This window comes from Bacteroidia bacterium (assembly GCA_027493955.1).
GTDB lineage: Bacteria > Bacteroidota > Ignavibacteria > SZUA-365 > SZUA-365 > JAOSJT01.
The window spans coordinates 843,420-870,369 of sequence record JAOSJT010000001.1; the positions used below are offsets into that span (position 1 = coordinate 843,420).

Below are 26,950 nucleotides of genomic sequence, written 5' to 3' on the forward strand. Positions count from 1 at the left end.
CGCTCCACGTTGAGGAAACGATGTGAATGACACCTCCGGAACCTGAGTACCGATGTCACAACAGACGCCGCCGGGTCATGCTTGAGATCAGATCGCAGCACAACGGAATGCTTATCTCAAGACCAGCACTGTTCTGCTCTCGCGCCTGCCATCCGCATCAAGACAGAGCAGGTAGGTACCGTTTCGCAGCGATGCGGCATCGAAGCGCACTCTGTGCGTGCCGGCGGACATCGCACGATCGAGCACCATTGCTACCCGTCTGCCGAGCAGATCGAACACCGTCACGCGTGCATGCATCTCCCGCGGCAAATCGAAGCTGATGGTCGTGCTATTCCCACCGCTCGCGCTGCCGGGTCCAAAGGGATTGGGATAATTCTGATGCAGAGCGATCGCCGACGGTCGTGTCGCTTCGCTGCGGATGTCGAGCAGGCGCGGCTTCGCGAGTATGTACACGTCGCGATTGCTCACCGGTACCGGCGCGATGATATGGTATTCATCGCCGTCTTCGAACATGGGCATGTTCGCTTCGCGAAACCCGTGGAGTACGTACAGCAAATCCAGATTTACGGCATCCGCATACGCCTGGCCCTGAAATTTCTTGTCCGGAGTCTCTGCGTAATCATCCGCGTAAATGAGGAGGAATTCGCGGTCATCGGGGCGATCCGTCGGCCACCAGGTGCTGTCGGCACTGGGTCTGTTGACTTGCTCGCTGAAACCCAGCATGATCTGCCGCGGATTGCTGGTATCGCTCATATCGTAGGCGCGCAACGGCACATCGAAGTAACCCTGAAAGCGATAGTTCGGGACGGTTCCGCGCATGTATCCGAGAGCTTTTTGACCGTTGTTCCTGTCGAACACCAATTTCACCGGAAGCACATCGTAGAGATTCAGCTTCGAATTCCAGAATTCCTTGCCTATCATGAGCTGCTCGGCATCGGCTCGGAACCATGCGCGGGAGGGCTCGGTGAATGCGCCGACAACTGTTTTGCGGAAGCTGTCCAACTTCTGTCCCTGACTGTCGAACACAAGCTCATCGAACGCGGTACCCATGCTCAGACGCCACCCGTCGATGGTGGGGGAGTCATGTACCCATTTATCCGGGAGAGGGAGTCCGCGATGCAGCGTTGTGCCCAGCGTGACATTTTCCACCCATAAGGTCTTTGTGCCGAAATCCTCGCCTTCAACGCTCACGCGGTAATCATGCAGCGTGAGGGCGGCAGGATCCATGACGGAGTAACCGAGCGAACCAACGGCGTGACCCTCGACATGCGCAAGCAGCCCGTGAAGATCCGGGACGTCGTAATCCACCACCTCGATACGCAGCACATCGGTCCAGTGCTGATAGTTGTCGGAAATCAGCGTGACGGGGAAGAGCAGTTCCGTGCCCCCCACTGCGTCCGCGGGAATAGTGATGGAGAGGTAGGAATTGCGATCGGCTGCGTCGTACGTGGTTTCGCTGAATTCTCCGGGCGGGATGTGTTCGTCGTGTCGCAGCACCGTCCACTCCGCATACATAGATGTGGAGTCGCGGAGGAAGAGATGCCATCCGCCGAGCGTGTCGGCGGAGAGATTATCGAAACGCAGTCGTAACCGCAGATTCTCGCCCGGATTTGCCTGGCCGTCGAAATTTCTGCTGTCTGAGACGATTTCGGCGATACGTACGCGGACCTCGCCGCTGGTGGGGATTTCGCTTTCCACGAACCACTGCTTCTCACCCTCCGCGTCTTTGCTGAGCACGAACAGGTCCGCTCCGCTCGCCACCGGGCTGACACCGTTGAAGCTGCCTCCGTATATCCCGTCGCCGGCTGTTTGATCGCCGTCCACACCGTTATCGTTTAATGGAGTGCGCGCAACGTCCGCACCATCCGGAGCGCGAAGTAAAGCGGCCACCTCCAGCGTACCCGAGTGAAAGGGACCTCCGGAAACATTCACCTCATAGTCACCGGGTGTTGCTGTAAAGGAAATGGAACTCGAGAACACCGGCGGCATCACACCGCGCGGCAAATTCCGGTTGATATCGTGAAGTTGCCGAGTGAGGTTACGCAGCGCGCGGACGCTGAGCAGGCTATTCCCGCCCTGCGCCGCGATATGCGCAAACAGTACCTTCTGTGTGTCGCCAACGGCGAATTCAAATGGTCCGCTGCTCGAGATGGCGCGCCTGTCGCCCGGCGCGTGAACGATACCATCCACCCAACCATGCCGCAATACCGGATCTCCGCTGAGCGCAAGCGGGGTCGCCCGCTGACGCACGGGATCGATCATGCTCTGGCCGTTCCACAGTTTGCCGCTGAGATTATGATACATTTGATCCCTGCCTGCGGGCTCTTTGAGCGCCGCGTCGCGGTAAACACTGCTCCCGCCGATGTAAAATGTGTAGCCTGACAGCGGGAGATTTGCATAGCCGTTACGGAGTTCGTTTCCATACCGTGCAGTGTGTCCGGCGGCGGGCTTTACAGGTGTTTGCAGCCATACGGTTCCGCTTTGCGGAGGGAGGCCGAGTTCTCCGTCGCGCGATCTGCCGTTATAGGTGAACATGAGCCCGAGCGAAGTGTCCACTCCGACAAAGTCGTCGAAGGCGTCCCCGAGGTCGGGATCCTCCCAGGCGCCGAGGTACATGTCGGGGAACGAATCAGTGCTTTTCTGAAAATAGGTGTGTTCCCGGAAGATTACATTTTCAAGAACCGGATGTCCGCTTGAAGCCCATATATGGGTATGCATTTCCAGTCCGAGAGGCATATCGCCATACAGGTTGATCGTTCGTCTGGAATCGAGATCGTTACCGGCGAACCAGAACGCTTCGTCTCCGTTCAGAAGCGGTCCGTCGCTGTTGCCTCCCAGTTGCCAGGCCGTGGTGTCGGGATCGTATATACCATTCCCGTTGGCATCCACCCATGGCGCCCCGAACTGCACCGGCCATTCGGCCAGATCGCGAAGCAGGTAGGTACGAGTGGCGAGGGATTGCGCATTCCACCAGACAGGATCAAAGCGGCGGGCGCGGAAAATCCTGTGCAGAGGATGCTGCGGATCATCTGCGATACCGTCCGCCCTGATGACACCCGCCTGCCAGCCATGATTGTAGGTGGAGCCGCCCACGTGCGGGGTGTCGAAGAGGCGCGCACCATGCACGACCCCGCTCATGAACACGAGTTTGTTGCCGCTTCCGACCGGCCACTCCAAGCCGCTCCCGGAGCTGGTCGGATTATGCGCTAACGCTCCGTTGTTGCTGAACCACAGCAGCATGCGGTTGGCGCTGATGAAGTCCCAGTGATCGTTTTTCAACGTCCGGTCGGGAGTATTACCTTGTGCAAGACAAACAGACGAAAAACTCGCTAACAGCAGTACGGTACACAACGCGCGCATGCTACCTCCAGTCCTTTTCGTGAAATGCGGCAATACCGCAAAAGAATGCTCAATACCTTGAACTTGTGTACATATTGTGACAAAGTCAAGGCAAAACGGCATTCACTCGATAGGAAGACGGTTGCCGGGCCCTGCATACGGAATATCCGGGCGGTGGGCTGCTGAAATACGGTTGTGCCGACGAGCGTGAGGCCACAAAAAAAATATTTCGAAGAGGGGAACGAATCGTCCGCTCAAGTGTCATCCCTATGGTGAATCGTAGTTTCGTGTTTCAAGGAGGTGGAAATGTACGTTGATTTGTCGAAGTTGAAACTATCCTGCACCAGACGATTCGGAGTAACCGTGAAATCACCTTGGTACTGCGCCGTTTTTCTTCTGGTATGTGCGTCGCTTGCTCTGTATCCGGTAAATGCGGTTCAGGCGCAGGGACAACGAGGGCTGGAGCTACGTTTCGCGTCTCCGGATACGGTGAAAGTCGCGGCGGATTCAACCGTCAGCTTTCAGCTCATCGCGAGAATGCCCGACGGCAGTGTGGATACGAACTGGGACCAGAGCGGAGTGTACGCCACACTGCGCGTCTTGAACTGCACTGCCGAGACGGATACGAGCGTCAGATCGTGGAACAGCCGCCTGGATGCCTATACCTGGCTGATCATCGATCACATGGGCGTGGCGCTGCCGGGATCACCCCGGACGGAGTACACCGTCACGCCGCTCATTTTCGCCAAGGGTGTGGCCTCGTTCCGCTTTCGCTCCACCAAAGCGGAGTCCGGTGTGCGTTTGCTGATCTCGCCGGCGCATGATTCGATCAGCGCCCTGTCGCCGCCGATATCCGTCCTTCCCGGAGCGCTCGACAACATTCTGGTGGATTTGACCAGGGCTACCGATTCAGAGCCGCCGCTGTTCTATCTGCATCGTCCGGTGGAAGTCGTGGTTACGGCGCGCGATACCTGGTCGAATATGGTACAGGACAGCATACCGTTGCGCCTCCTGCGGGCCTCCACGTTCGAGCTTGAGGGCATTCCGGGCCTGCCGAATCCTTTTCTCGATAATCTCTCTCTCAAGGGTGTCGGGCGGTTTTATTTCCGCCCTGTCCTGCCCAGGCCTGTGTCGGGAGGCGTTGGGTGCAGACTCACCGCCTCTGTACCGAAGCGCTGGAATGTGACCGGCGCGAGCGACGAATTTTTCTACGACATTCATCCGCCACATCCCTTTGCTCTCACGACCCCGGTGGATATGTTTCATCAGAAGCTGGTGCGACACAATAGTCTCGAGATGTTTATTTGGCAAAGGCCTTCACCACCTGATCCATACACCGGTATTCGCGTGTTTTCGGCTTCACAGGAACTCGTTTCAGACACGGTCCGCTATACGATACATTTTCTTGATGCGGCGACGCGCAGCAGGGAATACGTCCTTCCATCGGACGATAATGGATTATATCCCGCTTTTTCCGTTACACAATCCGTCCTTGCGAACATCATCGACTCACTTTCCGGAATCCCGGACGTAGCGACCTTCGATGTGATCTGGTACGTCGAAGCGACGGATGGCGACTGGGTCACACGCTCGACTTCCGCGGGGGCGGACAGCAGCGGGCGAAGGATGAGGATAACAAACGAGATGTATGCCGACAAAGCCGTCGCGCTGTATATTCCCGCGCCTGGTCCGTTCACACTCGAAGCCGGAGAAGAATTTTATTTCGAGCTGCAAGCCCAAACCCTCGGCGGCTTCGTGCGCGACTGGGACGTGATCGGCAAGGATGCGACGCTGCTGATTCGCGGCACAACCGTGGATTCCGATTCCTCCACGCGGGCATGGGGTGCAGACTCGCTGGGATATTCGTGGTCGAGGCTGACCGTCGGTGGGACGGTACTTCAACCCGTGAGGCCCGGAGAATACCGGATACCGCCCGCATTGTTCAACAACGGCCGCGCCCCGGCGCGATACATCTCGAGTAAAGCGGAAAGAAACATCCGTTTGGAAATATCGCCGCTAAAAACAGGATGGATGCAACAATCGCCGGATATCAGCTGGAAGTCCGGACAGCTCGACAATGTTTTTGCCGACATCACCTGGCCGCATGCGGGAGAAAACGGAGTCTATGTACAGCGGGAGTATGAGGTCGTTTTGCATGCACGCGATCGTTTTCTGAATCCGGTTGCGGAGGCAGTGCCCGTGCGACTGAGCTTCCGCTATCCCGACGAGATCGATGTCGTCGACAGCACGCTGAATCTGGATTCGGTCATTACGATCAACGGCTCGCTCCCGCTGCGACTGCTATCGACAGTGGCACGCGGCGCGGATAGCGTGCTGACTGCGATGCAGGAAATTGTGCTGGAGCACGAAGGTCCCACTGCCATACTTTCAGCTAAGCAGACATACACTGTATTGGATCATGCACCCTCGCCGTTTTCACTTCGCGAGCCTCCCGACCACGCTCAGTTCACCCTTGTAAGATACGCGAACACGGAACATTTCAAATGGAACAGGCCGGAGCCACCGGATCCCTTCACGGATATGCGTGTTTCGCGATACTCCGATTCGCTCGCAAGCGACGACCTCCGCTACCGTGTGTACATAATGGATGCGGCGACCTTGACCAGTGGGCTGGCCATTACTTCCAACGAAGACGGCCGGCAGCCGCAGCTGACAATGACGCATGGCGCGCTGGCTGCGGTGCTCGAACGCATCGCCGGTTCGCCTCTCGCGCGTACCATCGATGTGCTCTGGTATGTCGAAGCGACGGATGGTTTGTTCACCACCTTTTCCGACTCACCCTCATCGGGACTAGCGGGTTACCGGCTCCGGCTTGAGAAGTATGGACCACCGACCGGGACGGATGTGTTCCTCCCTGTCGGAGTTTCGCTCTCGCCGAACTACCCCAACCCCTTCAACCCTTCGACACGCATTGAATTCAGCACGACGCAGCGCGGGCCCGTTGTACTGAGAGTGTACAATCTGCTCGGCGAAGCGATAACGACATTGCACGACGGCCCGCTCGATGCAGGCAGGCATGTTCGGGATTTCGACGCAAAGGATTTCCCATCGGGCGTGTATATCTGTCGCCTCGAAGCTGAAGGTTTGTCGTTGTCGACACGCATGGTGCTGTTGAGGTAACCCGAATCGACTTCATGAAAAACGTTGTATGTTGCATTTTCGAACGCAATAGGTAATGCAGATGAATAAGCTCAGGATATGGTGTATGCTGACCGGCCTGCTCCTGCTGCTTTCCGCATGTTCGAAAGAGCAGGGCACCGAGCCGGATGTCCCTCCTCCTCCGCCGGTGACCTCGAAGCAGCCGTTCAGGATTACCTCGCCGACGGATACCGCATTGGTTAGCGCCCGTCAGACGATAACGCTTCGATGGGTACTTCTCGATACGGCGCTCTCTGCGTTGACTGTTCATTACCGGTACACGAGTGAAATTCAATGGAGGCAATTGGTCTTTACATCGGCGCAGACGGGGGAGATCTCTTTCGATGTAAAACGCTTCAAATACCCAACCTTCAAGCTCGCTATCAGCACAACCGATGAGAAGCACTGGGATTCCTCCGGTGTTATCACCCTCGACGACAGGCCGGTACGACTTATTACCCCGACGGATGGAGCGATATTTGTTGGTCAGCCCGAGGTAACCTTCACGTGGGAGGCACGCGAGCCGGGAATCGAGATGGTTCAGATTCAATGGTCCATTCACGGGGGCCCGTGGCAATTCGGATATCTCAGACTGACCTCGGACTCGTCGTTTCATCCGGTCGATGCACCTTTCACCACAGGGCAATGTGTTGATTTCCGGATACGCGCTTTCGATTGGTCTGGTTGGAGTTACACGAGAAGTGTCGCTTTTGCGGAGTTCGAGCTTCGATCACCGGCTGAAGGAGGAGTGTTGTATCGTTGGCTGCCACTCGAGATTTCTGCAACGGTGAATATTCCATGCGACAAGAACCGCGGTGAAGTACAGTACGAACTATCGCTCGACGAGGGGCGAACATGGCTCCAGGTCGAACAGGGCAGACGGATCACCGAAGATGCACGAAGTGGTGTTATGCTGCGCATGACTCATACCGGTACTGGTTGGGTCCGGACGCACAGCGCTATACGCATCGAAGACCGAAGCAGCGAGTATTTCAGCCTCAGTCCGGGAAAAACCTTCAGGTATTATGTGTTCGGAACAGATGCGACCCCCAGCTTCACAGACACGACCAGCAGATCCTGGCACACAATCACCGTGTTGCGGGAGCGCTCGGGTATCGGGCGTACGGAGTACGAATGCAGCATTGTCATCGAAACCCCCGATGGCAGCAGATCCACATCCACAGGCCTGCTCTGGCGGCAGCACGATGGGCAGCAAATGATCGGAGGATCTTTCGAACCATTCAAAAATGTCAATTTGCCCGGAATACATGACATTTCCGTCGACATTCTCAATACGAGCATCGTTCACGGCACACCTGGTGAAATCCCCATCTCCTCGACGAGCTACGAGACGAGGAGGGGCAAGGGCATCGTTTCGAAAACCTTCGCGACAGCGGTAAGCCGCATACCTCCAAGAGGTTACGGGACGCACTACAGGTTGCTCGAGTGAGCTGTGAACGGTGTTCGAGAGTTATTGCCCTGGATGCGATTCTGTTTTCTGGAAATGCCGTAACGCGTTATTTGTGCCCTTACCTTTCCGTACGATCTGGTATAGCCTGCGTCCCTGTACGCCCTCGGATTGTCGCTGCTACGGTGTTCCGGAATGATCTCTGTCCCGACAGGAGTTGACTTCCTGATCCGACGGCCCTATAATACGATCAGAAATCGGGCACCGCTTTAAGGTCGTAATTCATGCGCCAATGATGCATTCGGATTTCACAATATCCAGCGCTCAGCCATAATGGTCAACATACCAGGCTGATGACAAATGCTGCCACGGAGAAAGGAAGGTAATGCAGATGAATAAGCTCAGGATATGGTGTATGCTGACCGGCCTGCTCCTGCTGCTTTCCGCATGTTCGAAAGAGCAGGGCACCGAGCCGGATGTCCCTCCTCCTCCGCCGGTGACCTGGAAGCAGCCGTTCGAAATCACTTTTCCAAAAGACACTGTGACATACTTTCGAAGCCATCCGGTTACTATCCGATGGGTATTGTATGACAGCACGCTCGCGACGCTGGATCTGTACTATCGTTCATTGGACGAAGACTTCTGGACAAAGGAAAGTCGTATCTCCGCTGCCACTCGAAGCTTCACTTTCCAGCCCAACCGGTTTTCCGCAAAGAAGTACCGCTTCGCTCTCTCGACAACCGATGGAAGCTATTGGGATTCGACGTCGGTTGTTTCTCTTGATCGCGTTCCCTTGATGCTTGTCGAACCGGAAGCCGGCCAACTCCGACTGAAAACGGATACGAACCGTTTCACCTGGATCATTATGGATGACGCGATAGCGTTTATCGAGTTGCGATGGTCTCCTGCGGGTACTGGTGCGTGGACGAACGGTTGGACAAAGCAGGCCTCGGTGTCCACATTTGTCTGGGAAAATCCTCCGTTCTCCACAGGAAGCATGGATTTCGAAATACGAGGACATTACGACGCGAGCAGCGGCGGCGGAGTGACAGAGTGGACATCCGTGCGGGGTGTGGGATACGGCGAATTCTCCCTTACCGCTCCTCCTGCGGGAAGCGTTTTCCGGCGGTTTCTCAAAGCACAGATTTCCAGTACCGTTATCGTTCCGCCGGGATTTGGAACGGCTGCGGAAACTGTGTATGAGGTGTCGACAGACGGTGGGACGACTTGGTCGGCTACATCCTCGGATTGGACAATCCTGCAGCCGGCGTCGACGAATGCCTCTGTCCGGATGCGGCACGAGATAATGGGACGCGTCACTGCTTCGGGTCCATACATCATCGAGGACAAAAGCAGCGAGTACTTCAGCCTCAGTCCGGGTAAAGTATTCAGATATTACGTGTATCGAGTAGACGAAACTCGGTACAGCCGCGACACGACCAGCAAAGCATGGCACACGATCACCGTGTTGCGCGAACGCGCGGGTATCGGGCGTACGGAGTACGAATGCAGCATTGCCATCGAAACCCCCGATGGCAGCCGGTCCACATCCCCAGGTCTGCTCTGGCGGCAGCACGATGGGCAGCAAATGATCGGAGGATATTTCGAACCGTTCAAAAATGTCAATTTGCCCGGAATACATGACATTTCCGTCGACGTCCTCACGACGCGTATCCTCCACGGCACACCCGGTGAAATCCCCATCTCCTCGACGAGCTACGAGACGCACCGGGGCAAGGGAATTGTTTCAAAAACCAACACGACCGCAGTAAGCCGTATGCCACCACAAGGATACGGGACGCACTACATTTTGCTCGAGTGAGCTGTGAGAGGTTGACGAGAGCGATTGCTCGGGATTCGCCCTTATTTCATGGAAATGCCTCGACGCGCTATCGTGTCTTTGCGTCTCCGCCTTGATCTCTTCCCTCAAAGCCTCCAAATATGCATCACGAATTACCGGGGGCATCTCCATTCACGCCATTGAGTTGACGCTGCTTCTGCGCGTTCGTGTGATCTTCGCAGCGGCAGACTTGATTCGCGAATTTGACGCGCCTATACTGGGACTAGAATATGAGCCCTGAATTAAGGTCGTAAATGAGGTGCCAATGATACAGTCGAAATTCACAATATCCGAAGAAAACATGCATTTTCTTGACCAACACAGTCGATTTGGCTTCAAGGATAAAAGCGAAGCCGTTCGTGCCGCACTGGACAAGTTGAGCGCTCACCTGCTTCTGGAGCAACTCCGAGCCTCGGCACAAGCATATTCCGAGATCTACGAGAACGATGAAGAAACACGGGAATGGCTTGACAATGCGGCTGAGGAATGGCCCGGATGAGAGAACTTAGGCGTGGGATGGTGGTGACAGTGAAGTTCAATCCTGTGAAGGGATCTGAAACGGGGAAAGAGCGGCCCTGGGTGATCGTAACGAATGATGTCTACAACGCGCGTGTTCCCGTGATTCAGGTAGTACCTATCACTGAGTGGTCTGCTAAGAAAGCCGCAATCCTCACGAATGTCGCGATTGAAGCGTCACCGGAGAACGGTCTTCGGAGAACATCCGTGGCTGACTGCCTTCAAACGCGGCCCATAGACAGACGTCACAAGTTGAGCGGCATTCTGGGAACGTTGGACTCGGAGACCATGAAGAGTATTGATAAGGCGTTGCGCCTGGTTTTCGAGCTGTCCTGAATAGCTGGCCAAGGTGCACGAGCAGTGCATTGCGGGACTTACTGCCTGCGCGCTCCCATTCGCTCCCATTCGTGATTCTGCACAACAAACATTGAACACTTACTGTGCCGCCGGCGTCCTCACAAAATGCGGCATCTCCTCCGGCAGCTCGAGGGAGAATTCGACAATGCCGGCGAAAGCGCCGTGCTCGTCATGCCACGGGGACTGGTAAATCAGCTTTTTCTTGCCGGCCTTTTCAATGGTGTAGGCGTTCAGTTCACCGCTCGCGAGCATGCCGACGAGCCGTGTGCGCGATGGCTCGGGATGGCAGTCCAGCACGTTGCTGCCGATAAGCTTCCTGCCGCCATCGGCAGCGAAGATTTCGGCAGCCTTGTCGTTCATGTAGGTGATGATGCCGTCGCGATCGCAGACGGTGATACCGGCGGGAAGATGGGCGAAATAGTCTGTCATTGTGCGGGAGCTTGAGTGAAGGGAGGAGAGAGTGGTGAGTGAAGAGTAAAGAGGAAAGAGTGAAAAGTGAAGAGTGAAGAGCTTCGGAGTCTTCACTCTTTGTTTCGGATACTCTGTGGGTCAACTGACGCTTGCGGGCACGAGCGCGCAGAGTCTCTGTTCGAGCAGTTCGAGTTCGTCGGCGATGCGTTTGCGCATTGCGGCGCTTTCTTCCTGCAGTTCGTGCAGCATGCCCCGGTAGTACTCTATGCCTTTGAACAAATTGTCGGCAAAGGCCTGAAGGTACTCTTCGGTTTTTGCGGGCACGGTGGCAATGCCGTCGGTCAGCAGGCGCTGGAAATAATCAATATACAGTTGAAGCTCTTTTACGAACATATGCGGCCGGTTGGGATCCGTCATGATATTGATGCGGCCGTAAATGTGATCCACCATCTGCTTCAACGTAGAAATGCGCGAGAAGTATGCGAGATTGGGTCCCGGGCAGACCGACACCGCCTTGCTGAGCTTGGGGATGTCGATGAGATTCACGTTCAGTGCCGAAACGGTGAGGCCCTCGCAGAGGCATGCTTTCTCGATGGCTTCGTTGCGCGCCTCGTCGAAATCCCCCTGCTCGCCATGCTGCTCGCGCAGATCCCGGATTTTATGTTTCAGGAAGGTGATGGATGCCGTGCACAGCGGCTTCTGTCCGTAGTCGGTGTTGAAGGAGAGAAATTTCTTGATGCACGGAGAGCCCGGTTTCCCGGCCGCGGCGAGCTGATACTTCTCGGTGTCCTTTTCGTTTCCGCGGAGATTGTTGAAGGGCACGCCGAGAGGGGAGACCTCGCTGAGGTACAGATCCTCCGAGCGTGCGGCACGCAGACGCTCCAACGTTTCATCGGGGACGTTCATGACTTCCGGTACGAGCAGGAAGGGGCTTCCCCAGCCGATGGATTGCAGACCGTAATGCCGGAGCAGAAATTCGTGTTCGCTGGACGTACCGACACCGCCTTGCGCCGTTACGGCGAATTGCATCGCCGACTCATGAAAATCAATGTTGCGTGCGACCAATGCGCCGCGGTACACCGCCATGATCTCCTCGTGCAGTTCGTCCCGCCGGGAACGGAATTCCTCCAGTATGGGTCCCATCAAAAGACCGTCGGTGGCGAAGGCATGTCCGCCGCAATTGAGTCCCGACTCGATGCGGAATTCCGAAACCCACAATCCCTTTTTCGCGAGAAACTTCCCCTGTATCAGCGCGCTGCGGAAATCGCTGACCTTCACGATGATGCGCTTGCGTAACCGTCCTTCCGCATCCGGATAGAAATCGCTGAAGTTGCTGATATAGTTGTACAGGCGCGGATTAAATCCGGCGGAGAATACAATACCGCTTTCGAGCTCACTGAGGGCGAAGCCGCGGAGGGAGGCGTGCGCGTCGTTAAACTCCACCGGGAGATCCGTGTGGTCCGCGGCCTGGTTCGGCTTGTCGACCTTGGTCATGATATTGACCTCGATCTCGCCGGGAGTGATGCGCTCGCGCAGCCAGTGCTGCAATCGTTGCAACACCGTGCTGTCCGTGCTGGCCATCATTTCGTGATATTTCTTCTTCAGTTCCGAATAATCGGGAAGCAGTTCGAAATAGCGATGCAATTCACTGTCGGGACCGAAAGCGGAGTTCTTCAGCGCGTCGAATTGCTCGCGGACCATGCGGTGCACCATGTTCAGGTACGCCGTGATGCGGCGTGCGCGCGAGTCTTCCTCGCGCTCTTCGATGGGATCGTAGTGCAGGCCGTCTTTTTCCAGATAATGCTTTCGCAGATGCTCCATCAGACCGTCGTCCACGAGCGACAGCACGGAAGATATGCCGTATCGCGCGACTTTGAGCGGCGCATCGATGGAAAAACCGATGCCGAGAACAGGGATGTGAAATGTATGTTCAGCCATGGATGTGACCGTGTGTACAAAAAATGCTGCGTACAGGAAATCCGCGCCGTGAGGTTGGCGAGGTCATTGATGCGACAAGCGTGTGTATGGGCATGTCGAGCGCGGCGAAATTCGTGCGAACTTCACAACAAATCAATATATCGCCTTTGGGGCCCAGGAACAATGGAATTCCACGGCCCCATCGGTCGCGGCGTGTGGAGGATCGGTAGGAGACCCAGAACCTGCACGGCTCTCTCTTTCCGCATCGCGGACGGGGACACGCGGAATCGGCGCTCAGCGTGTGAGCATCGAGCGAATGGACTGCAACTCCGCGATGGCATCCGAAAAATTTTCTATCAATCGGTCAACGACGCTCTGCAACTGGGTGATGTCCACGGATACATAATTCGGGTTGATCAGCGAAGAAACCGTTGCGGGAGCCGCGGCTGCGCTCTTCACCGGCGCAGGAGCTGCGGTGCGCGTTGCGCGGGGTGCGCTGCTTTTCTTCGGTCCGGAGGAGGCTTTTCCACGAGAAGGCGTTTCCAGTTCGCCGGAAATCGCGCGTGTATGCACATCTTCGAGGAGACCGAACACTCTGTCCGACACGCGCCCGGCTTTCCTGTTTTTGATATTGCCAAGTGTGATTTGATTGATACCTGTTTCGCGGGAAATTGCGGCCACGTTCCAACCGCCGGCCAGCAGAGCGTTGAGCATTGTTACCGCGTTCTCGATGGTGTTTTCTGCCATGGGACGTACCCTTTCTGTGCTGTGGGGATTTCGAGTAATGTCAATGAAAGTAAATGCGTATTGATCGGGATGACGCTCGGCCAGGGCGCTTTGCGACACTTCATGCAGCTGACTGGTCTCCGGGTTCAGGAAGAGCACGAAATCCATACTGTCATAGACCGCGTCGAGAAAGGTTTCCCATTCCATTCCGACCGCGTTGAAGCGGAACAACGGCGTCGTGAACAGCTCGTCCGGCACACCGCGCGGAGGACGCGAACGGAGGGGCGGCTCGGTGAAATGCCAAGTTGCATGTCCGTAAAAATGGTCGCCCAGTTCAGGCGCCTTGAATAGAATACCCGGCGGGGATATCACCAGGATTTTAATATCATCCCCGTACATCGGTTCTCCCGAGAAAAGAATGCCTTTCATGTGCTCTCCGGTTTCTGTCGTTTCAATTGCGTGCGCACGCTGACGGAGTTTCGGCGGCAGGAGATTCCCGGCATAGTTTCGCTGCAATCCCTCTGTTGCGGGAGGGGTGAGGAATTCCCCGCAGCACCTTTCTGACAGGCGCGCTGCCATTCCCTGTGCATCCGGGGGTAAAACGAGGAACACCGCTGCGGCGCCTGTGCAAAATACCGATTGCGCTGCTCAGAGAGAAATGGGCTTTCACACGCGCGCGTGGTACGGTTGTGCCCTGGCTCCCGGAGCAATTTTGTACCCGTATCATGCTGCGTGCGCTCACCGGTCCGCCTGGGCGGATACACTGGTCCATTTCGGGGATGACATAGGGTTTCGGTGGTTTCGGCTCGGTCCCTGAGCGAAGTCGAAGTGCCGCTCAGCCACCGCCGAAAGGCAACCACCGGGAAAGGATCCATGATTACCGAAGTTCCGGTCCTTGAGCAGAGTCGAAGGGAGCGGCGACCGACTTTCACAGAGATTATCGGTCCTTATCCATCGATGCCATTAACAACCGGATAAGCGCGGTGTTCGGATTTCCCGATGTTCGTAGGGAGGGATATCCTAATGGAATTATCAGGGCATTCCGGATTCTCCGCTCTCAGCTGCGATGTCGGTCCGGCGAATTCGTAGCTTGTTGTGAAATTCCAACCGAATGCGTAGAATGTTCAGGCAATCGCTTTTTTTGATTGATAGTGTTCCGTTCCGGGCAATTCTCTTTCGCATTCCATGACAACGAAGGCAGGAATGTTCGTCAAATCCGAAATCCGCATCCCTCTCATTTTTTTACTCTCCGCTGCGGCGTGGATACTGCTTTCCGATACGGTTGTCCATTGGTTTTTGACTGACACCATATTGCAGCACAGGATGCAGACCTTTAAAGGTCTGTTCTTCATCGTGATGCTCACTGTGCTGCTCTTTTTCCTGATCCGCAGCGCCGCTCGTCGTGACGCTCAACGCCTGAACGAGATCGAGGCGTTGCACGCAATTCAGCGATCGATCTTCAATGCAATGAAACGCGCATTCATTTCCGTTGATCGGGAGTGGAATGTCACATCCTGCAATGCAGCGGGTTTGGAATTGCTCGGTCGCTCCACCGAGGTTGAGGTGCTGGGACTGAAGCTGTGGGGACTGCTGCCCGTCCATCTCCTCAGTGCGCTGCGCACGCATGCACATGACCTTGAACGGGAGGGGAGCGAGAGCGAGCATGAGATCGAATGCAGCGACGGTGAGTGGTGGTCCGTCCAGTATTTATCGTTTCCCGAGGGAAGAGGCCTGTTCTTCGAGGACGTCAGTGAAAGGAAAGCGGCCGCTCTGCGTGAGGTCGAATCAACCAGGGAACGTGCGGAACTCACGCGACGCCTTCAACTGCATATCGAGCGCCTGCCGATAGGGTACATCATCACGGACAGGAATTTCGAGTTTCAGTACCTGAATCCCGCCGCCGAGGAGATATTCGGATATAGCAGAGAAGAACTTCTCGGTAAAACCCCGTATGGTCGCATTATCCCTGAAGAGGTGCGGGACTTCGTCGAAAGCAAGCGCCAGGAGTGGGTGAAAGGGGGTCTCACCGCGCATGGAACGAATCAGAATATTTCGCGCGATCGCGGCGTAATCTATTGCGACTGGTTCAATACGCCGATCATGTCGGATGACGGCGAGTTTCAATACCTCATCTCCATGGTCCGTGATGTGACGGATCGCGTGCTTGCCGACGAGGAGTTGCGCCGCAGCGAATTGCGCTACCGCGCCGTGGTCGAGGATCAAAACGAATTCATCGTTCGCTGGCTGCCGGATGGGACCCGAACGTTCGTGAATCACAGCTACTGCCGATTCTATGGTATGGACAGCGCCGGGATGCTGGCAATCAACCAGTTCGCTGTCCTGAATGAGAAAGATGCGGCCGAATTGCGCGTCGCGCTCACGGGACTTCTTCCGGACGCACCATCGCTCGCCGTGCTGCATACGGAAATCCGAAACGATGGTCGGGGGCGCAAGTTGCGCTGGTCTCACCGCGCCCTGTTCGGTGCGGACGGTGTGCTGCGCGAATTGCAGTCCGTGGCGCGTGATATCACAGAGCAGGTGGAGGCCGAACAACGGTTACGGCAGAGCGAAGAACGGCTGCGCGTGCTCATTGACTTCGCGAGTGAGGGCATTCTGACGCTCGAGAATCGGGTGTTTACCTCCTGTAACAGAGTCGCCGCGAATATGCTGGGGCTCCGCCCGGAAGATGTCGTCGGACGCACACCCGAGGATCTCTCTCCGGAATTTCAGCAGGGTGGGGAGAGTTCTGCCGCCCTGGTGACCCGAAATACTGCCGTTGCGCTCGGAGGGGTGCCTTTGGTTTTCGAATGGCAGCATCTCAGGGCGGACGGCTCTGTCGCGGACATCGAAGTGAGTCTCGGACGTATTGAAGATGCCGACGGGGCAAAGCTGCTCTGCTTCTGGCGAGACGTCACGGAACGGAAGATTGCGCAGGAACACCTGAAAGAATCCCGCGAGCAACTCCGCGCCCTCACCGCCCGTCTTGATCAGGTGCGCGAGGAGGAACGCCGTCAACTCTCACGCGAATTGCATGATGGGCTCGGCCAGGCGCTCACCGCACTGAAAATTGACATCTCTCTCATGAAACGATTTCTCACCGCAGCGGCCGCTCCATCGGAGCAGATCGAAACCGTCGATTCCATGACACGGCTTGTGGACGACACACTGCACATGACCAGAAATCTCGCTTCTTCGTTGCGACCGGCTCTCCTGGAAGAAGTCGGGCTCGAACGCGCACTCAAATCCCTGTTGACCGATGTCGCCGCGCGCGCCGGACTGGGCTGCTCTATCGAAGCGCCGCCCCTCGTACGAAATATGAAGCCCGACATTTCGCTGGCGCTGTACCGCATCGCGCAGGAAGCGCTGACCAATGTCCTCCGCCATGCCCGGGCCGATACCGTGCATATCAGTTTCCTCACGGAAGAAGAGGGTGTCGCCATGCACATAGACGACAATGGTATCGGTATTGACTCGGATCATGGCTGGCGTCAGGGAGCGCTCGGCATCGTCGGTATGCGCGAACGCGCCGAACAGGCGGGCTGCACGCTTGCCGTACAGCGCCTGCAGCAACGTGGCACACGCGTTCGTGTCACCATCCCGGCCGAAGCGTTTAGCAGCGACACAGTGCAGGAAGAATACGCATGATTCGTGTAGTCATCATTGACGATCACAATCTCGTCCGTGAAGGGTTGAAGAAATTGCTCGCTGCGGAGACCGACATCACCGTGGCAGGCGAAGCGGGGGAGGCGCTTGCCGGACTTACGGTGATCGAGAGTGTCGCACCGGACATCGTGCTGCTCGACGTTTCGCTTCCCGGACGCAGTGGTCTGGATATCCTGCTGGACATCCGGCAGCGATTTCCCTCCGTACGTGTGCTGATGCTCAGCATGCACCCCGAGGAATCCTACGGTGTTCGCGCACTGACGGCAGGCGCGTCAGGATATCTCGGGAAAGATACGGTACCGGAAGAGCTTGCGGCCGCGATCAGGCGTATTCACGGAGGGCGCAAGTACATCACACCAGAGCTGGCCGAACGCCTCGCCGAGGATCTCGGCAAGCAGGAGGTGTCGGAAGCGCATGAGCGACTGTCGCAACGGGAGTTTGAAGTCATGCTCCATATCGCCTCCGGAAAGCAACCGCGGGATATTGCCGGCATCCTCTGCATCGGTGAGCGGACGGTAGGGACCTATCGCCGGCGCATACTCGAGAAACTCCATCTCACCTCCACAGCCGATATCATTCACTACGTACTCGACCACCGGCTCCTGACCTGAATCGCGTACGCATTCTGCGTACAGACAGGGGCGTCTTTAACGCACACGGCGCACTGCCGATTGCGCGGCGGAAGACGTGTCATCCACGTACAGCCGCTCTCGGCCGCTTGTGGCACTTTGTATACATGATACTGACCGCATCCAATTCCACCGGGATTACACGCATGCGAATTCTCATCGCAGATGATTCAAAGGAAATTGCCAGCCGCCTGCAGAGGTTGCTGAGCGACCTGCCGGAAGTTGCCGTCGCTGTGGTTGCCACAACCATCGAATCTTCGATCGCCGCTCTGCAGACCATGCGGCCGGATCTTCTTATTCTCGATTTACACTTTCCTGAAGGCAGCGGTCTGGAGATACTTTCGGCGATTTCTGCCGGAAAGTCCGAGACGCAAGTCATTCTGTTCTCGGCCTTTGCCGGCATGCTCGATCACGCGGAGTACACACGGGCACCTGTGCTCGCCATACTCGATAAATCCATTGACCTCGAACCCCTCATCGAGCATATCGAAAAACTGTATCAACTCAAACAGCGACGGATCGGGAGTAATGGATAGGGGAACGGATACTATGAGCCGCCTGCCGGACCTCGCAGCGCTTCCGAGCCGTGATACCACGGCGGCCGAAGACGCGTACCTGCGTGACGACGCCATGATGGGGTATGCGCATCACCGGCGCGATGGAGCGAAACATGCAACGGATCGCACGGCGAGCAGCGAAGCGCCAGACGCATTGCGCGAAAACGGCGGCGTCCACCGGCTGCGCCTGCGCATACAGGATGCTTTCGGAGAATATCGGCTTGTGACCTGCGACGCCTGGCCGCTGCCGGGCATGCGAGAGTTCTGTCTTATCGCTCGTGAATCGCCCACAGCCCTTGAAGAGGATTCGAAAGCACTGAGGTTGAGACGTCTGCTCGAACTGACGACTGCAGAGGTTATCATACTGCAGCGCGACGGCACCATACATTCCGTGACGGCTGCGGCAGCCAATGCCGTCGGCTGCAGCGCGTGTGATCTTGAGGGGACGTCTATACAGGCGCTCAGCCCCGATTTCGTATGCGGCGAAGGTTCAGAACTCCTGCACAGCGTGGACACGGTCGGTGCGTATCGGGAACGGATGCTGTTCAGACATCGCGATGGTGGCTCCATACGCCGGGATATGGTCGTGACCTCTCTCGAACCGGATTATACGGAATTCTTGTGTGTCACCGTGCTCCCGGAGAGCGAGTCGATCCCGAATGAGCCGAGCACGCACAGCAGCGTTGATCGCTTCCGCGAACTGGCGGAGCATGCGGAGGACTTGATTTATAGCTATCGCTTGTATCCGGAGAGAGGATTCGAGTACGTCAATCAGGCAGCAACCGCCATTACCGGCTACACACCCGGGGAGCATTACGCGGATCCGGACCTCGGATTGAAGCTCATTCATCCCGACGATGCGGCCAAGCTTGCAATGCTCATGCAGGACAGGGACAGCGATGAACCTATGCAATTACGATGGATGAAGAAAGACGGAACGATGATCTGGACCGAGCAAATAAACAGAATAGTACGAGACGAGTCAGGAAGGCCTGTGAGAATAGATGGAATAGCGAGAGATATGACGCGACACAAGGAAACGGAAGAGGAGATCCGGAAAACGAACGCGACACTCGAAATGCTGGTTGACGCACGGACACGCGAACTGCACAATTCCAACCGCGATCTGGAAACCGTACTGTATTCGGTTGCCCATGATCTCCGGGCACCGCTGCGGCATATCGAGGGCTATCTCGGCTTGCTGCGATCGGAACTGACCGATACCGCTGACGGACATATCGCAGCCGGCTATCTCGATACACTGGAGCGTACGGCAGCGCGCATGAGTGGTCAGTTCGACGCACTGCTGTCGTTTTCCCGCATCGGGCATCAGGAGATGCGCCACACAACCATTCCGATGGAAGCGCTTGTTGATGAGGTGAAGCATCAACTCGATTCAGCCCTGGCGCCTCAAAACGTCGAATGGCGAATTGGTGATCTCCCGCCCGCGTGCGGTGATCCGGATATGGTGCTGAGCGTGGTCTCGAATCTCCTCGGCAATGCCGTGAAATTTACCCGTCAATGCGCACACGCGCGGATCAGCATCGAAGGTGTTATGGAAAACGGCATGAACCGCTATCGCATCAGTGACAACGGTGAGGGCTTCGATATGCGTCATGCCCACAAGTTGTTTCAGTTGTTCCAGCGCTTACATACACGAGAGGAATACGAGGGGCATGGTATCGGCCTGGCTCTCGTGCGTCGTATCGTGCATCTGCACGGCGGTTCGATTTCCGCCGACGGAAGACCCGGCCACGGAGCGACCTTCACCTTTACCTTGCCATCCGCCGCAGCCTGTGGCTGTGCGCCGCATGCCTCCTAGCAGGTTTCAGGAAACATACGCGACCTACGCCCATGCATCACGCAAATATTGAATACGGAATCGCGCAATCGCAGCTCGCTGCAAGCGCAGCGCGTACGGCGAGCGAAACACCGCCGGTCGCGGACGCGACGCCGATTCGCATTCTGCATCTCGAAGACGATGCCGACGACGCGGCACTCACTGCGGCGTTGCTTCGCAAAGGCGGGGTGCTGTGCAGCATTCAACGGGTGGTGGATAAAGATGAATTTACCGAGGCCCTCGATAGTGGCGCTGTGGACATTATTCTCTCGGATATGTCCTTGCCCCGTTTCAACGGTATGGATGCGCTCGCAATCGCCCGTGAGCGACATCCACTCGTCCCGTTCATTTTTCTCTCCGGCAACATGGGGGAGGAGACCGCAATTGATACGCTGCTGGAAGGCGCCAGCGATTATGTCCTGAAGCATCGCATGAAACGGCTTGTCCCCGCCGTGCGCCGCGTCCTGAAGGAAGCGGAAGAATTACGGAAACGGGAGGAGGCCGAAGCGGAGATCCGCCGCATGCAGGACTGGGCGAATAGAATATCGAGCATCATATCTCACAGTCCGATCGTCGCGTTCTCCTGGACTCCCATGCCGGGATGGCCGGTGTCTTTCGTGTCGGACAATGTCCGCCAATTCGGCTACATACCGGAGGACTTCCTGACGTATGGCCTGCTGTACGCTTCCATTATTCATCCCGATGATCTGCCCGTGCTGGAGGAAGCCGTCCGCGAATTTATCTCCACCACCCAGACCGAGATGACGACGGAGTATAGGATACTGCACAAAGACGGCAGCGTGCGCTGGGTGGAAGATCACACGACCGTGAGCAGAAACGCCGATAACTCGCTCGCCACCATTGACGGTCTCGTCGTTGATATTACCGAGCGGAAGGGGCATCAGATCGAGCAAGAGCTCAACACGGCACGCATGCAGATGCTGTATGAACTGGCGTCCAAGGAAGACGATGATGAGGCGGCGCTTCTGGATCATGTGCTCAACAAGGCAGTGTCCCTGACCGGGAGCGCCATCGGATACTTCCATTTCCTGGATCCTGTAAGCGGCCGTATCGCCGAATCACGATGGACCGAAAATGTACCTGCGAAATGCAGACACATAGAGCATCCCTGCGTTTGCTTCGACAGAGTGGAGTTATGGACGACCTGTGTTCAGACGCGGCAACCACAGATCCGTTCCGGCAACGGGATTCCGGAAGACGCGTGTCTCGTTCACTCGAAACAGTCTGCACGATTTATGCGTCACGCGGTCGTACCCGTCATGGACGGAGGTACGGTGGTGATGCTGGCGGGCGTGGGGGAGAAGGCCGAAGCATACAATGAGAGCGACCTTCGCCTGCTGCAGTTGATCATGCTGGAGATGTGGCGTATGCGCAAGCGCATTCGCGCGACGATGGAATTGAAAAAATTGTCCCGCGCGGTAGAGTACAGTCCCGCGTCCATCGTGATCACCGATGTGCATGGCAACATCGAGTATGTGAATCCCCGGCTGGAGAGCATGAGCGGGTATTCAAGCGAAGAACTTCTCGGCAAGCATGTCCGGATATTCCGCTCCGGTGAGCAGAATGAGGATTATTACAACGATCTTTGGAGCAGAATTCTCGCCGGTCAGGTTTGGCGCGGGACGCTGCGGAACCGGAAGAAAGACGGCAGTCTGTATTGGGAGTCGTTGTTCATTGCACCGATTGCCGATCACAAAGGCGACATCGTGAATTTCGTGGCCGTGAAAGAGGACGTCTCCGAACGCATCGAAGCGGAGCAGTCACTCATCAACGCGCGCGCGGAGGCCGAGCGCGCTGCCAGGATAAAGGATCAGTTCATCGCCTTGATCTCCCACGAAATTCGCACGCCCCTGAACGTCATCTTCGGGTATTCCGGACTGATCCGTGAAGTGTATACCGAACTGATTCAGCCTCTCGATCATTACATGTTCGAAGCCATCGAGGATGCGGGGAAACGCCTCATGCGTACGGTGGACCTCCTGCTGGCTGCGTCGTCGCTCGGAGCGGGATCCTACACCCCCGTATTCGAAGAATTTGAAGCCATGTCCACCCTGGAGCGTCTTCTCCAGCAGTACTATTACACGGCGCATCAGAAAGATCTGTATCTGGAATGTCACGTACACACCGATCGGGTACCTCTCCGTCTTGACCGTCTGGGTTTCGAGCAGTCCATACAGAATCTTGTGGACAATGCCCTCAAATTCACGACCACCGGCGGCGTATTCATTACCACAGCGGAAGAGGAGAAGCAACTCCGCATAGATATTCGCGATACCGGTCCCGGTATGTCGCAGGAATTCATCACCAGAGCGTTTCATCCCTTCACCCAGGAAAGCGAGGGCTACTCGCGACCCTTTGAAGGCCTCGGGCTTGGACTGGCCCTGGTCAAGCAATACATCGAAATCAACGGCGGCCGAATCTCGGTACAGTCCGAGCCAGGCAAAGGGAGCGTGTTCTCGGTGTATTTCCCCCTACCCACGTAAGTATTTCCTCTCTCACTCATCCTACCTCGTCCCCTCGCACTGGATCCGGTGCGAGGGGAATTCCTTCCGTCTCAGGCATCCTTACCTTCCGGACGACGCCTCCTTCGCGCACGATACAAGACATCGCCGGACCTCTTGCATCTGACCGACGGGAAATGTATGTTCAATTGCGACATTTAATAAGATAACAGCTCGTACGATATCCGGATTGAAGCGCGCAGTACGCGCACGAAGGAAGGTGATCGGTGTTGTGCTGCCGTGAGGCATCATCGCTCACCCGGCACCTCCAATCATCGTGGACAGGAGCGTATGAACGAGCGCATTGCGTTGAAAAATCGAAGAAGCACGTAGCGCGGACGAGGGAATACCGCATCCTCCGAAGCGTCTGCACCAATGCGTCCTCGACAGCGGTTCGCCGCACGTTGCGGCAATACCAGGATTGTGCACCTTGCCGAGAAAAAATCCAACACCACAATGGAGACCCCGCGATGAGTGATACCGGACCGGAACGCTGGCAACGGAAGATGCTTCCCGTCATGAACGGGATGCTCATCGGATTGACCGTCTTTTTTTTCGCCGCAAGTTTGTTCCAACTGTATCGTCTGCAGGATCGCATCGAGGCGGCTCCGACACTCGACCTTTCCGGAACCCTGGGCGAAGCTCCCGTCGAAACCGACGAGGAGATCACCATACAGACCTTGCGCTGGCGCACGCTTGCCATGCTCGAAAGCAACACACTCGCGCGTCGCTATCATCAGGCGAATGTATCGCTCATGTCACGGATATGGACGCGCTATCTCGGCTTTGTCACCGGAATGATCATGGTGCTTGTCGGTTGCGCCTTCGTACTCGGGAAACTTCAGGGTCCGGAAACAAATATTGCCGTCGAGGCAAAGGAGAGCGTGAAGTTGTCCGTGATTTCGGCCTCACCCGGCATGCTGCTGGCGGTTCTCGGCACGGTACTGATGATGATCACCATCATCGTGCACACGGAAATCAGCGTCAACGATGGCTCGGTGTATACGCCTGAATGGCACATGCTGCGGGACGCGGAGCTTGATCCTCCTCCCGGAGATGCAGCAGGAGAGGGCGGCGACACCATATCTCCCGAATTGTTACAACGGCTCAAGGAGCAGCAATGAAAACGGTATACAGCATTCTGCTTTTGGCATTGGGAAAGCACCGGAACTATGCTCGTCTGGTGTGTATCTCGCTTATTCTTCTCGTCTGCGTTGTGCTGCCGTCGAGGGCGCAAAGTGACCTGAGCACCTTCATGAAACTGTATGATGAAAAACGCTATGCGGAACTCCTTGAGCGTCTGGTCGAGTATCGCGACCGGGTGCCGAACGCGAGAAATCCGAACACGGATCTTCTGCTGGCGGCGACGCTGTGCAACATGCCACAGCTGAGCGGGCAGGGGATCTATTGGTACAAGCGTGTGTTGTCACGCTACGATCTGGCGGCGGAAACGCGCAGCCTGATACGGGATGCGGAAAGGTCCTGTGGCAGTGGTACCACGGTCGCTCTCCGTACGAGTGTTGCCATTCGATCGAGTGGCAGTGGTGTGGGGGTCCGATCGAAGGAGTTTTACTGGATGGACAGGGAGGACGCACCCTTACTGAGCGAGACGGCGAAGACCATCACGGTACTCGCAGAAGAGGAAATCGGTAGGCGGCTCTTCGAGCCCGAAGAGGGCGACAAGGGTGTCCGGTTTATAAAAGAACTTGTTGGATCCGGGTTTACCGTGCTGCAGCGGGGAAATTTCATTATCGCATCCCAACGGTCATTTACCACGCAACAGCTGCGTACCATTCAATCCGAACTTCAGACCGTGCTTTCCTTCTACGTGCGGCACTATACCATGCCTGAGCCCCGGCATCTGATCTGCGTGTACATTGTTCCCTCCGTCGGAGACTTGCGGCGCTTGTCGGAACGGATTCACGGGTTGGATATCTCGGATAACTGCATCGGCTATACGTTTCACGATGACAACAGTATTGCGGCGACCATGTCGGGTCCGGGCACAGGCACCCTGCGCCACGAATTGTTTCACTTGCTCGTGCGTCAGAACTTCGGTGACATACCCGTGTGGTTCGAGGAAGGAATCGCGGCGCTGTACGAGGTTTCGAACATTCAGGACAGCCTCGTGCAGGGACTGCCGAATTGGCGGGGAAAGGTACTGAAGCACACGGCGCGAAAGCGACCCACCGTGGAAAAACTGATCGCGATGGATCAACTGTCCTTCGACGAGGTTGAGTCCAGGAGTATCGAGAAACGGGCAGCCAATCATGCCATGGCGCGATACTTCGCTCTTTATCTTCAGGAGAAAGGAAAACTCGCCGCGCTGTATTCAGCGTTGCGGAATATTGATGTGTTGCAGATGCCTCAGGATGATGAAACGAAATCCATCGTCGAACGCGTGCTGGCTGCCGACGTCGGAGCCATCGATGCGGATTTCCTGAACTGGTTCGGGACGCTTTCCCACTGATTCCGGACCGACGTCGAAGTACGTCAGCGGTGATGAAAACCCCGGGAGGACCCAAACTTCGGTAATGGAAATTTCTCCATGCTTTTTCTCCGCGAGCATGCGTAGCACTTCATGCGAAACCGCTCGCAATGTCATCAACGGCTTCCATAATTCCCGACATCCCTCTCAGGAAGGCGATGCGTCTTTGCGTCCCGTCTCTCCTCGTCAGAGGGGAATGGAACGCAAAGACGCCCCTTCGACTCCGCTCAGGAGGTGCAGAGACGCGGTGATGCTCCATAGTACAGGCGGTTGACGTCACCAGTTACGTGTTCGTTACCTTTCCTTGCATCGAATACAATCGAATATTCGTATGAACATACGAGTAGATCCTTGCAAAACAGGAATACACTTCCTATATTTGCAAGGATGATACAGCGATGTATGAAAGAAACGCTTATCCAGGCGCTTCAAGAGGTGCCTGCGGTCTGTTTGCTGGGACCACGGCAGGCAGGGAAGACCACTCTGGCTTTGACGGTGGCGGAGCACTTCGACGCGCTGTACATCGATCTCGAATCGGAAACGGATCGCGCGCGTCTCGCGGATGCGGAGAGCTATCTGTCCATGCATAGCGGGAGATTGGTAATTCTCGACGAGGTGCAGCGCTTGCCGGGATTGTTCCCTTCGCTCCGCGGATTGATTGACACATCCCGGCGCGCAGGAAAAAAGCACGGCAGCTATCTGCTGCTTGGGTCGGCCTCTCCTGATCTGCTCCGGCAATCCGGCGAAACTCTCGCGGGACGCATACGCTATCTTGAGCTGTCGCCATTCACGATTTCTGAAGTTGTTGAGCTGCATACTGATCGGCTCTGGCTTCTGGGAGGCTTTCCTGACAGCCTTCTCGCGGATGACGAAAGTACGAGCATGCGCTGGCGTATGGATTTCATACGCAGCTATCTCGAGCGCGATATACCGCTGCTGGGACCCCGCATTCCGGCGGAAACCCTGCGACGCTTCTGGACCATGCTCGGGCACTTGCAGGGGGGAATGCTCAATACCGCCGGACTCGCGCGCGGATTGGGCGTTGACGCAAAAACCGCCGGACGCTATCTGGACCTACTCGTAGACCTGTTTCTCGTTCGCAGGTTGCCGCCCTGGTTCGCCAACGTCGGCAAGCGTCTCATGAAATCGCCGAAGGTGTACATACGCGATTCCGGTATTCTCCATGCGTTACTGTCCATTCGCAGCATGGATACGCTCCTGTCGCATCCCGTGATCGGCGGGAGCTGGGAGGGATTCGTCGTCGAGAACCTGCTGGTAAACGCACCGGAAAATGCAACCGGGTATTTTTATCGCAGCAGCGGCGGAGCGGAAATTGATTTGCTCATCGTTTTCGGGGACGGGGATCGCTGGGCGATAGAAATCAAGAGAAGCCACAAACCGAACGTGGATCGCGGCTTTCACGAAGCCTGCTCGGACACGCACCCCTCACGACGCTTCCTCGTCTATCCCGGCCAACATCGCTATCCGCTCGGTTCCGGCATCGAAGCCGTACCCCTCGGCGACCTCGTCCATGAACTCCGCACACTTCAGTAATCCGTGCAAATCCGCACGCTTTTT

The 26,950-nt window shown here is 56.4% G+C and carries 17 protein-coding genes; 13 read left to right on the top strand and 4 right to left on the bottom strand.

The window, feature by feature from the left end; all coding sequences use genetic code 11:
• Nucleotides 1–111: 111 nt before the first annotated feature.
• Nucleotides 112–3,360 carry a T9SS type A sorting domain-containing protein gene (locus M5R41_03365; GenBank protein ID MCZ7555428.1) on the bottom strand — a complete coding sequence of 1,083 codons (3,249 nt, stop codon included), beginning with the start codon at nt 3,358–3,360 and terminating at the stop codon, nt 112–114.
• A gap of 342 nt (nt 3,361–3,702) precedes the next feature.
• On the opposite strand from M5R41_03365, the gene M5R41_03370 reads away from it, so the two are divergent.
• From M5R41_03370 to M5R41_03390, 5 genes are all read left to right on the top strand, one after another.
• Nucleotides 3,703–6,480, top strand: coding sequence for a T9SS type A sorting domain-containing protein (locus tag M5R41_03370; protein MCZ7555429.1), 2,778 nt, complete (start codon nt 3,703–3,705; stop codon nt 6,478–6,480).
• A gap of 61 nt (nt 6,481–6,541) precedes the next feature.
• Nucleotides 6,542–7,948 (top strand): hypothetical protein, encoded by a 1,407-nt coding sequence (locus M5R41_03375; GenBank protein ID MCZ7555430.1) that lies wholly within the window; start codon nt 6,542–6,544, stop codon nt 7,946–7,948.
• A 349-nt stretch (nt 7,949–8,297) separates the two neighbouring features.
• Nucleotides 8,298–9,728, top strand: coding sequence for a hypothetical protein (locus M5R41_03380; protein ID MCZ7555431.1), 1,431 nt, complete (start codon nt 8,298–8,300; stop codon nt 9,726–9,728).
• A 319-nt stretch (nt 9,729–10,047) separates the two neighbouring features.
• Nucleotides 10,048–10,245, top strand: a complete 198-nt coding sequence (locus M5R41_03385; GenBank protein MCZ7555432.1) for a hypothetical protein — start codon at nt 10,048–10,050, stop codon at nt 10,243–10,245.
• Nucleotides 10,242–10,598 carry a type II toxin-antitoxin system PemK/MazF family toxin gene (locus M5R41_03390; GenBank protein ID MCZ7555433.1) on the top strand — a complete coding sequence of 119 codons (357 nt, stop codon included), beginning with the start codon at nt 10,242–10,244 and terminating at the stop codon, nt 10,596–10,598. The genes M5R41_03385 and M5R41_03390 overlap by 4 nt, the downstream gene beginning before the upstream one ends.
• A 99-nt stretch (nt 10,599–10,697) precedes the next feature.
• Here the strand turns inward: M5R41_03390 and M5R41_03395 are convergent, their stop codons facing one another.
• From M5R41_03395 to M5R41_03405, 3 genes are all read right to left on the bottom strand, one after another.
• The gene (locus M5R41_03395; protein MCZ7555434.1) at nt 10,698–11,048 is read right to left on the bottom strand and encodes a PAS domain-containing protein; all 351 of its coding nucleotides are present in this window, start codon (nt 11,046–11,048) and stop codon (nt 10,698–10,700) included.
• 120 nt (nt 11,049–11,168) lie between these two features.
• A complete protein-coding gene (locus M5R41_03400) occupies nt 11,169–12,968 on the bottom strand; it encodes a hypothetical protein (GenBank protein ID MCZ7555435.1) in 1,800 nt (599 codons plus the stop codon).
• A 273-nt stretch (nt 12,969–13,241) separates the two neighbouring features.
• Complete coding sequence (locus M5R41_03405) at nt 13,242–14,102, bottom strand: hypothetical protein (protein ID MCZ7555436.1); 861 nt, start codon at nt 14,100–14,102, stop codon at nt 13,242–13,244.
• Nucleotides 14,103–14,858: 756 nt separating this feature from the next.
• Here M5R41_03405 and M5R41_03410 point away from each other — a divergent pair.
• The 8 genes from M5R41_03410 to M5R41_03445 all read left to right on the top strand — a co-directional run bounded on the left by M5R41_03410 (nt 14,859) and on the right by M5R41_03445 (nt 26,926).
• Nucleotides 14,859–17,318 (top strand): PAS domain S-box protein, encoded by a 2,460-nt coding sequence (locus M5R41_03410; GenBank protein MCZ7555437.1) that lies wholly within the window; start codon nt 14,859–14,861, stop codon nt 17,316–17,318.
• Complete coding sequence (locus M5R41_03415; protein ID MCZ7555438.1) at nt 17,315–17,947, top strand: response regulator transcription factor; 633 nt, start codon at nt 17,315–17,317, stop codon at nt 17,945–17,947. Before M5R41_03410 ends, M5R41_03415 begins: the two co-directional genes overlap by 4 nt.
• Nucleotides 17,948–18,111: 164 nt before the next feature.
• Nucleotides 18,112–18,501, top strand: a complete 390-nt coding sequence (locus M5R41_03420) for a response regulator (protein ID MCZ7555439.1) — start codon at nt 18,112–18,114, stop codon at nt 18,499–18,501.
• A gap of 13 nt (nt 18,502–18,514) precedes the next feature.
• The gene (locus tag M5R41_03425; GenBank protein MCZ7555440.1) at nt 18,515–20,344 is read left to right on the top strand and encodes an ATP-binding protein; all 1,830 of its coding nucleotides are present in this window, start codon (nt 18,515–18,517) and stop codon (nt 20,342–20,344) included.
• Between the two features lie 32 nt (nt 20,345–20,376).
• Nucleotides 20,377–22,866, top strand: a complete 2,490-nt coding sequence (locus M5R41_03430; protein ID MCZ7555441.1) for a PAS domain S-box protein — start codon at nt 20,377–20,379, stop codon at nt 22,864–22,866.
• A gap of 488 nt (nt 22,867–23,354) precedes the next feature.
• Nucleotides 23,355–24,008 carry a hypothetical protein gene (locus tag M5R41_03435; protein MCZ7555442.1) on the top strand — a complete coding sequence of 218 codons (654 nt, stop codon included), beginning with the start codon at nt 23,355–23,357 and terminating at the stop codon, nt 24,006–24,008.
• Nucleotides 24,005–25,354: a hypothetical protein gene (locus M5R41_03440; protein ID MCZ7555443.1), complete on the top strand. Its 1,350-nt coding sequence runs from the start codon at nt 24,005–24,007 to the stop codon at nt 25,352–25,354. The genes M5R41_03435 and M5R41_03440 overlap by 4 nt, the downstream gene beginning before the upstream one ends.
• A gap of 405 nt (nt 25,355–25,759) precedes the next feature.
• Nucleotides 25,760–26,926 (top strand): ATP-binding protein, encoded by a 1,167-nt coding sequence (locus M5R41_03445; protein ID MCZ7555444.1) that lies wholly within the window; start codon nt 25,760–25,762, stop codon nt 26,924–26,926.
• Nucleotides 26,927–26,950: the final 24 nt, after the last annotated feature.